7 protein-coding genes are annotated in these 8,583 nt (G+C 72.1%); 3 read left to right on the forward strand and 4 right to left on the reverse strand.

Annotated elements, in window-relative coordinates:
* Positions 1 to 228: 228 nt before the first annotated feature.
* The 3 genes from PROKR_RS26965 (at position 229) to PROKR_RS26975 (ending at position 3,869) form a co-directional block, all read left to right on the forward strand.
* Positions 229 to 1,797, forward strand: coding sequence for a sugar ABC transporter ATP-binding protein (locus PROKR_RS26965; protein WP_084800702.1), 1,569 nt, complete (start codon positions 229 to 231; stop codon positions 1,795 to 1,797).
* 14 nt (positions 1,798 to 1,811) lie between these two features.
* Complete coding sequence (locus tag PROKR_RS26970) at positions 1,812 to 2,801, forward strand: ABC transporter permease (protein ID WP_036969963.1); 990 nt, start codon at positions 1,812 to 1,814, stop codon at positions 2,799 to 2,801.
* Positions 2,802 to 2,876: 75 nt separating this feature from the next.
* Entirely contained in the window at positions 2,877 to 3,869 is a 993-nt protein-coding gene (locus PROKR_RS26975; RefSeq protein WP_036969965.1) for an ABC transporter substrate-binding protein, read from the forward strand.
* An 8-nt stretch (positions 3,870 to 3,877) separates the two neighbouring features.
* Here the strand turns inward: PROKR_RS26975 and PROKR_RS26980 are convergent, their stop codons facing one another.
* The 4 genes from PROKR_RS26980 to PROKR_RS26995 all read right to left on the reverse strand — a co-directional run.
* Positions 3,878 to 4,582, reverse strand: a complete 705-nt coding sequence (locus PROKR_RS26980; RefSeq protein WP_036969967.1) for a FadR/GntR family transcriptional regulator — start codon at positions 4,580 to 4,582, stop codon at positions 3,878 to 3,880.
* Positions 4,569 to 5,951: an enolase C-terminal domain-like protein gene (locus tag PROKR_RS26985; RefSeq protein WP_036969969.1), complete on the reverse strand. Its 1,383-nt coding sequence runs from the start codon at positions 5,949 to 5,951 to the stop codon at positions 4,569 to 4,571. Before PROKR_RS26985 ends, PROKR_RS26980 begins: the two co-directional genes overlap by 14 nt.
* Positions 5,952 to 6,119: 168 nt before the next feature.
* A complete protein-coding gene (locus PROKR_RS26990) occupies positions 6,120 to 7,391 on the reverse strand; it encodes an amidohydrolase (RefSeq protein ID WP_051433414.1) in 1,272 nt (423 codons plus the stop codon).
* Positions 7,388 to 8,583, reverse strand: a 1,196-nt coding sequence (locus PROKR_RS26995) for a YncE family protein (RefSeq protein ID WP_051433415.1), incomplete at its 5' end; no start/stop codon positions are given. The genes PROKR_RS26990 and PROKR_RS26995, both read right to left, overlap by 4 nt.

The following is an 8,583-nucleotide window of genomic DNA, read 5'->3' on the forward strand; positions in this document are numbered from 1 at the left end:
GGCGCTCGCGGACGCCGGGCTGCTCGCGCCAGAGGCGGTGCCCACGGCAGGCTGAGGCGCCGACCGTTACTAAACGTCGGACCTATCTACTCAACTCCGGGGTCGAATGAGGCGAATTCGCGGGTAATCTGCCACGAGGGCTTGAGATGCATCTGATGTCTGCGGTTGAATGCCTGAGGTTGGATGCCTGAGGTTGGATGTGTGTCGCACGTACGCAAGGGAGCTCACGTGACGGACGGCCCCGCACTTCTCCGTGCCACGGGGATCAGCAAGTCCTTCCCCGGGGTCCGCGCGCTCGACGGCGTCCACCTCGACCTGCGGCCCGGCGAGGTGCTCGCGCTGGTGGGCGAGAACGGGGCGGGCAAGTCGACGCTCCTCAAGCTGCTCTCCGGGATCTACCAGCCTGACGCCGGGACCATGGAGCTCGGCGGCGCGCCGATGAGCCCCACCGGCCCGCGGCAGGCCAACGAGCTCGGCATCAGCGTGATCCACCAGGAGTTCCACCTGATGCCCGACCTCACGGTCGCGCAAAACATCTTCATCGGCCGCGAACCGCGGCGGGCCGGGCTGCTCATCCGCGACGACGAGCTGGAGCGGCGCGCCACCGCGCTGTTCGAGCGGCTCGGCATCCCCCTGGATCCGCGGCAACCTGTGTCCCGCCTCAGCGTCGCGGGGCAGCAGATGGTCGAGATCGCCAAGGCGCTGTCGTTCGACGCGCGGGTGCTGATCATGGACGAGCCGACGGCGGCGCTCACCGAGACCGAGGTGGCCACGCTGTTCCGCATCGTGCGCGACTTCGTCTCGCCGCGTACGGGCGTCATCTACGTCTCGCACCGGATGGAGGAGATCAAGGAGATCTCCGACCGGATCACGGTCCTGCGCGACGGGCGGTACGTGGACACGCTGCCGACGGCGACCACGGCGACGAGGGAGGTCATCGCCGCCATGGTGGGGCGCCGGCTCGAGACGGGGGTGCGGCCGGCCCCGCCCGGGCCCGGCGCCTCCGACGGCGGATCGGAGCGCGACAGCTCAGGACATGACATCGTGCTCGCCGTCCGCGGGCTCAGCACCCGTGCGCTGCTCAAGGACGTGTCCTTCGAGCTGCGCCGCGGCGAGATCCTGGGCTTCGCGGGCCTGATGGGCGCCGGCCGCACCGAGGTGGCGCGGGCGATCATCGGGGCCGACCGCTCGACCGGCGTCGTCGAGGTGAACGGCCGGCCGGTCACCGTGCGCAGCCCCGCGGACGCCGTCCGGCACGGCATCGGGTATCTCTCGGAGGACCGGAAGCGCTATGGCCTGCTGCTCGACCAGGACGTGGTGCGCAACGTGATGCTGTCCTCCTTGCGCGGTATGACCCGCGGCGGGTTCGTGCGCGACGCCGACGGGCGTCGCGTGGTCGAGGAGATGGTGGACCGGCTCTCGATCCGGACGCCGTCGGTCACCCAGCGCACCAAGAACCTGTCGGGCGGCAACCAGCAGAAGGTGGTGCTGGCCAAGTGGCTCGTGCGGGACTGCGACGTGCTGATCGTCGACGAGCCGACGCGCGGCATCGACGTCGGCGCCAAGGACGAGATCTACACGCTGCTCACGGCCCTGGCCGCGCAGGGCAAGTCGATCATCGTCATCTCGTCGGAGCTGCCCGAGGTGCTGCGGCTGGCCGACCGGATCGTCGTCATGTGCGAGGGCCGGGTCACCGGCACTCTCGCCAACGCCGACGCCGACCAGCACCAGATCATGGAGCTCGCGACGCGGTTCGGTGCGGACCGCTCGCTCGTCACGACCGGAGACCCGGAATGACTGGAGACACCAGAATGACGACGTCCAGCACGGCCACGGCCCCCCGACGCGCCACCGGGCTCGGCAACCGCCAGCAGCTCCAGCAGCTCCTCGCGTTCGGCGGGCTGGTGGTCATCTTCGTGTTCTTCTCGGTGGCCAGCCCGTACTTCCTGGACTGGGCCAACGTGAAGGGCATCCTGCTCGCCACGGCCGTCACCGGGATCATGGCGCTGGGTGCCACGCTCGTGATCGCGACGGGCGGCATCGACCTGTCCGTGGGCACCGGCATGACGCTGTGCTCGGTGATGACCGGCGTGTTCCTGGCCAACCTCGGACTGCCGCTCGTCGTCGGGGTGCTGGGCGGGCTCGCGATCGGGGCGCTGATCGGCCTGCTCAACGGGCTGAACGTCGCCTACCTGCGGCTGCCGCCGTTCATCGCGACCCTCGCGATGATGATGGTGGCGCAGGGGCTGTCCCTCGTCATCTCGGGGACCAAGCCCATCTACTTCAGCGACGTGCCCGGGTTCGGCCAGCTCGCGGGCGGCGAGCTGCTGCCGGGGCTGCCGAACGCCGTCCTGATCTTCTTCGTGGCCGCCGTGCTCGCGGGCGTGACGCTCAGCAAGACGCTCACCGGGCGCTACGCGCTGTCCATCGGCTCCAACGAGGAGGCGACCGCGATCTCCGGCGTCGACGTGCGGCGCTGGAAGGTGGTCATCTACGTCGTCGCCGGACTGTTCACCGGCCTGGCGGGCGTCGTCATGGCATCGCGGCTCAACTCCGCGCAGCCCGGCCTTGGGCTCGGGTACGAGCTGGAGGCCATCGCCGCCGTCGTCATCGGCGGCACCTCCCTGCGCGGTGGCAAGGCGACGATCCTCGGCACCGTGATCGGCGCGCTGATCATGGCGACGCTGACCAACGGCCTGCGGATCATGTCGATCCCGCAGGAGTGGCAGAAGGTCGCCGTCGGCATCGTGATCGTGCTCGCGGTGTACGCCGACATGCTGCGGCGCGGCAAGGAGGCGTGAAGGCAAGGAGGCGTGACGGCAAGGAAGCGTGACCTCACCCCCGTTCCACCCGACCATCGAAGGAGCTGGACCCGGATGAACAGCAGCACACCACGCAGGCGCCTCGCGGCGGTCGCCGCCACCGCCTCCGTGACCGCCCTCGTGCTCGCCCTCGGAGCGTGCTCCTCGGGCTCGGGCGGCGCGGCCCCCGGCACGGGCGACAAGCCGTACGTCGCCCTGGTCTCCAAGGGCTTCCAGCACCAGTTCTGGCAGGCGGTCAAGCAGGGCGCCGACGACGCCGCGGCCGAGCTCGACGTCGAGGTCACCTTCGAGGGGCCCGAGACGGAGACGGAGGTCGAGAAGCAGCTCACGATGCTGCAGACGGCCCTGGACAAGAGCCCGGACGCGATCGGGTACGCGGCGCTGGACTCCGAGGCGTCGATCCCGATGATGACCGACGCCCAGTCGCGCGGGATCCCGGTCATCGCCTTCGACTCCGGCGTGGACTCCGACGTGCCGGTGACCACGGTGTCCACCGACAACCTCGCGGCGTCCGCCGAAGCAGCCAAGCACATGGCCGAGCTGGTGGGCAGCGGCAAGATCGCGATCGTCGGGCACGACCAGACGTCGCAGACCGGGCAGCAGCGCGTCGAGGGGTTCACGCAGTACATCGCCGAGAACGCGCCGGACATCGAGATCGTCGACACGCAGTACGCGGCGGGCGACCAGCTCAAGTCCGCCGACGCCGCGAAGGCGATCATGCAGGCGCACCCCGACCTGAAGGGCATCTACGGCACCAACGAGGGCTCGGCCATCGGCGTGGTCAAGGCCGTGCAGGAGTCCGGCCGGGCGGGCGAGCTGACGGTGATCGGCTTCGACTCGGGCAAGGCGCAGACCGACGCGATCCGCGACGGCCTGATGGCCGGGGCGATCACGCAGGACCCGATCAAGATGGGCTACGAGACGGTGAAGGCCGCCGTCGCCGTGATCGACGGCGAGGAGGTCGAGCCCGTCGTCGACTCCGGCTTCTACTGGTACGACGAGACGAACATCGACGACGAGGAGATCGCCGCGGTGCTCTACGAGTAGCGGACGGGTCAGGCGTCCTCGTCCAGGTTCTCCGGCTTCGGCAGCCAGTCCTCGACCCCCAGGAGGTGGGCCGCCATCCGGATCCGGGCCGCCTCGGGATCACGCGCGGCGAGCGCGCGCCAGATGGCCTCGTGCTCGCCGTGCGTGCGCGCCTCGATGCCCTCGGCGTGCAGCACGCGCCACAGGCGCGCCCGCAGGGTGCGGCCCGCGAACGACTCGATCAGCGCCTCCAGCACGGGGTTGCCGCTGTGCGCGGCGATCACCCGGTGGAACGCGATGTCGACCTCGATGAACCGGTCATGGTCCACCTCCGCGCCGCCCCGCACCTCGGCGACCTGGTCCAGGACGGCGCGGGCCTCGGCCAGCGCCTCGTCGGTCATGCGGGTGGCCGCCAGCCCCGCTGCCTCCGTCTCCAGCACGCGGCGCACGCTGTGGAACGCGGGCATGGCGCCCTCGTCCTGCAGGTCGAGCACGAGCGCCATGGGGGACAGCAGTCGGCCGGGGTCGAGGCTGGTCACGTAGGTGCCGTCGCCCTGCCGGGTGTGCAGCACACCGAGGATGGACAGCGCCCGAACCCCCTCGCGCAGCGAGCCGCGGGAGACCTGGAGCTCGTCGGCCAGGTCCTTCTCGACGGGCAGGCGGTCGCCGGGGCGGAGCCTGCCGTCGAGGATCATCCTGCGGATGCCGTCGACGACCTCGTCAGTGCGGGACATGCTCGGAAGTATCGCGCACGAGAGCATCGCCCACCGAAGTGCGGCCTGCCCAGTACGTCCCGCCCGGGAACCGGAACCGGTCGATCGACTCCTCGTACATCTGCGTGGAGTAGCCGGGCAGCGCCGGCAGCACGTACGCGGTGCCCGCGCCCCGGTCGGCGACGACGCACGGGTCGGTGAAGTGCTCGTGCAGGTGGTCCACGTACTCGGTCACGCGGCCGGTCAGGTCTCCGCCGATCGCCACGTAGTCCAGCACGGAGACGTGCTGCACCATCTCGCAGAGGCCGACGCCGCCCGCGTGCGGGCACACCGGCACGCCGAACCTGGCCGCGAGCAGCAGCACCGCGACGATCTCGTTGATGCTGGCCAGCCGACCGGTGTCGAGCTGGCAGTAGTCGATCGCCTCGGCCTGCATGAGCTGCTTGAACATCACCCGGTTGTGGCAGTGCTCGCCCGTGGCGACGCCGATCGGCGCGACGGCGCGGCGCACCGCGGCGTGCCCCAGGATGTCGTCGGGCGAGGTGGGCTCCTCGATCCACAGCGGGTCGAACGGCGCCAGGGCGCTCATCCACTCGATGGCCTGCGGCACGTCCCACACCTGGTTGGCGTCGATCATCAGGTTCCGGTCGGGGCCCAGCACCTCGCGCGCGATGGTCAGCCGGCGCACGTCCTCGGCCAGGTTCGCGCCGACCTTGAGCTTGACGTGCTGGTACCCGGCGTCGACGGCCTCCTGGCACAGCCGCCGCAGCTTGTCGTCGCTGTAGCCGAGCCAGCCCGCCGACGTGGTGTACACCGGGTAGCCGGTGCGCTCCAGGTGGTCCAGGCGCTCCTGCCTCCCCGGCTCCCGAGCCTTCAGCAGGGCCAGCGCCTCGTCGCGGGTCAGGGCGTCCGAGAGGTAGCGCAGGTCGGCGACGTCGACCAGCTGTTCCGGCGTCATGTCCACCAGCAGCCGCCACAGCGGCTTGCCCGCCCGGCGGGCCACCAGGTCCCAGACCGCGTTGAGCACCGCGGCCAGCGACAGGTGCACCACGCCCTTCTCCGGCCCGAGCCAGCGGAGCTGGCTGTCGGCGGTCAGGTCCCGGTAGAGCGCCCCCATGTCCGCGGCGATCTCGTCGACGTCGCGGCCGACGAGCGCCGCGGCCTGCTGGCGCGCTGCCTCGGCCACGATGTCGTTGCCCCGGCCGATCGTGAACGTCAGGCCGTACCCGCCCAGCGGGCCGCCCGACCCGGCCGGGTCCGGGGCGTCGGTCTCCAGCACGACGTAGGCGGCCGAGTAGTCGGCGTCCTTGTTCATCGCGTCGGAACCGTCGGCGGTGACCGACGTCGGGAACCGCACGTCCTCGACGCGCACTCCGGTGATCGTGGCCATGCCGCTCCCTCGCAAACATCCGATGAAATGCCTGCAATCTACGGACGAGGGTGCTGCCGGGTCAAGGTGCTCGCCCTGACCCGCGGCTGAATGGTTGGATCAATGTGCTTGCAGCTCAGTTCGGCAGGTTGCCGATGTCGGGGTGGGACCGGGGTGGAACTGCCGAACTCAGACCAGGACCTCGCCGTCCTTCGCGACGACGCGGCCACCGGCCACGACGAGCGCGCGGCGCGGGGCGCGGACGACGGCGTCGGGCACGTTCTCGGCGTCGACCAGCACGACGTCGGCGGGTGCGCCCACGACCAGGTCGTGCACCTCGCGCCCGACGAACCGGGCGGCGTCCGCCGAGGCGATCCGTGCCGCGGTGACCAGGTCGTCGTCATAGCGGAAACCGGACAGCCGGGCGAGCTGCGTGGTCAGCGTGAGGAGGTCGCCGGTGCCGTACGGGGACCACAGGTCGCGGATGCCGTCCGTGCCGAGACCGACGGGCACCCCGGCGGCGCGCAGCGCGTGCAGCGGCAGGGGAGCGGCGCCGATCGGCGCGACCGTCGACATGGTGATGCCCGCCTCGCCCATCGCCGCGACCAGGTCGGCCTGGCGGGCGCCGGCGAGCTGCCCGACGGCGAAGCCGTGCGCCACGTTGACCCTGCCCTGCAGGCCGGTGCGCAGCGTGCGGTCGATCATCAGCTCGATCTGGAACGCGCCGAGCTCGCCGCCGTCGTGCAGGTGCACGTCGATGCCCACGCCGTGCCGCTCCGCGATCGCGAAGAGCCCGTCGAGCTGGCCCACGGGGTCGCGGTCGATCGAGGCCGGGTCCAGCCCGCCGATGTGCTCGGCGCCCGCTGCCGCCGCCTGGTCGAGCAGGTCGAGCACGCCCGGGCGGCGCAGCACGCCGTCCTGCGGGAACGCCACGATCTCGGCGTGCACGGCGCCGCCCAGCGCGGCCACGGCCTCGCGCACCACCTCGATGCCGCGCAGCCCGACGCCCAGGTCGACGTCCACGTGCGAGCGGACGGCGGTGGTGCCGGTGCGGACCGACTCGCGCAGGACGGCGAGCGTCACGTCGACGCCGGGGATGCCGAGCTCGTCGCGGTGGGCACGCTCGTGCGCGATGCGGCCCTGCGTGCCCGGCTCGCCGCCGTAGCTCACCCACGGCTTGCCCCACCACGACTTGTCCACGTGGGCATGCGCGTTGACCAGGCCCGGGAGGGCGAGCAGGCCGCCGCCGTCGACGACGCCGGAGGCTGTCGCGTTCTCCGGCCCGGTGCTGCCGGGCGTGCCGGCGGGTGCGGCCGGGTCGTGGGGGACGACGGCGGTGATCACGCCGTCGGCGACGTGCAGGTCGCTGCGCTCGCCGCCCCAGGGGCGCACGTCGCGCAGGACGGTGACGGTGCTGGGCGTGCTGGCGGGCGTGCTGGCGGGCGTGGTGGTGCCGGTCATGGGTTTCCTTCCGCAGGGCTGGTCTCGGGTTCGCTGAGCGTGACCGGCACGACCGCCTGCGGCCGGCCGGGCACGCGGATCTCGTACGACTCGTCGGCGCCGTCGAGGGCGGCCGCGAGCGGGAGGACGGTCAGGCCGTCCCAGGCACCGTCCTGCGTGTAGCCGCCCGCCAGGACCCCGAACGTGGCGCCGTCGTGCTGCCAGACCGTCACGGTCTCGTGCCGCCGTTCGGTGCGGAGCACGGTCGAGCCGCCCGCGGCGGAGACGACCTCGATGCTCGCACCGCCGTCCGCGTTGCCGAAGGGGCCGTTGCCGGCGATGACGAGCGTGCCGTCGTCCGCGCGGGCGACGCCGTGCTGGTGGGTGTCGGCGTCGAGGCCGGTGGTGGTCACGTCGCCGGTCGCCGGGTCGACGCGGGCGAGGGCGCGGCCCTGGTAGGGCAGCAGCAGGTCGCCGTCCGGGTCGAGCACCGCGTAGTGCGGCTTCTCGAACGACGCGAGGCCGCCCTCGGTGCCGAACGGGGCTACCTCGATCGCGTGCGCCGCGAACGACCGGGCGTCCACGACGGTGACGGTGAACCCGTCGTGGTCGATCGTGTAGACCTCGCGGCCGTCGTCGCTGACCAGCACGTCGAACGGCCGCCGGCCGACCGGGACCGAGCGCACGACGTCGCCGTCGGCCACGTCGATCTGCTCCAGGAACGCCTCCTCGCCCGTGCTCACCGCGACGTACACCGTGTCGCCGTCGGGGGAGACCGCGAGGCCGAGCCCGCCGGGGCGGTACTCGCCGTAGGCGACCCGGGCGGGGCGGTGCTGGTAGCCGACCAGGTCGGTGCGCTCGCGCGTGGCGAGGTCCACGACGGCGACGCCCTGCGCCGTGGAGACGAACGCGCGGCCGGTGTCCGCGTGGACCGCGACGTCCCAGGGGGCCGCGCCGACGGTGATCTCGTCGAGGACCGCGGGCCTTTCGGCAGAGCCGGCGCTCTTGTCCGGGTCGACCAGGGCGATCGTGTCGCGGTCGGCCTGGGTGACGAGGAGGAGCTGCTCGTCGGTCGCGGCTGCTTCCTGGGTGGCGGTCGGGCCGCGGGCGGGCAGGCCGAGGGAGGCGGACGGCGTCGGCGCGGGTGTCGCGGACGAGTGCGGGGTCGCGGTCTCCGGTGTCGCAGAGGGGGCCGTGGCCGGGGCCGCCGGTC

This window comes from Promicromonospora kroppenstedtii DSM 19349, from assembly GCF_000515355.1.
Taxonomy (GTDB): domain Bacteria; phylum Actinomycetota; class Actinomycetes; order Actinomycetales; family Cellulomonadaceae; genus Promicromonospora; species Promicromonospora kroppenstedtii.

Excerpts from the sequence above, each read along its gene's own strand:
- PROKR_RS26975 (WP_036969965.1), top strand. The coding sequence starts at position 2,877 with ATGAACAGCAGCACACCACGCAGGCGCCTCGCGGCGGTCGCCGCCACC.
- PROKR_RS26970 (WP_036969963.1), top strand. The coding sequence starts at position 1,812 with ATGACGACGTCCAGCACGGCCACGGCCCCCCGACGCGCCACCGGGCTC.
- PROKR_RS26990 (WP_051433414.1), bottom strand. The coding sequence starts at position 7,391 with ATGACCGGCACCACCACGCCCGCCAGCACGCCCGCCAGCACGCCCAGC.
- PROKR_RS26985 (WP_036969969.1), bottom strand. The coding sequence starts at position 5,951 with ATGGCCACGATCACCGGAGTGCGCGTCGAGGACGTGCGGTTCCCGACG.
- PROKR_RS26980 (WP_036969967.1), bottom strand. The coding sequence starts at position 4,582 with ATGTCCCGCACTGACGAGGTCGTCGACGGCATCCGCAGGATGATCCTC.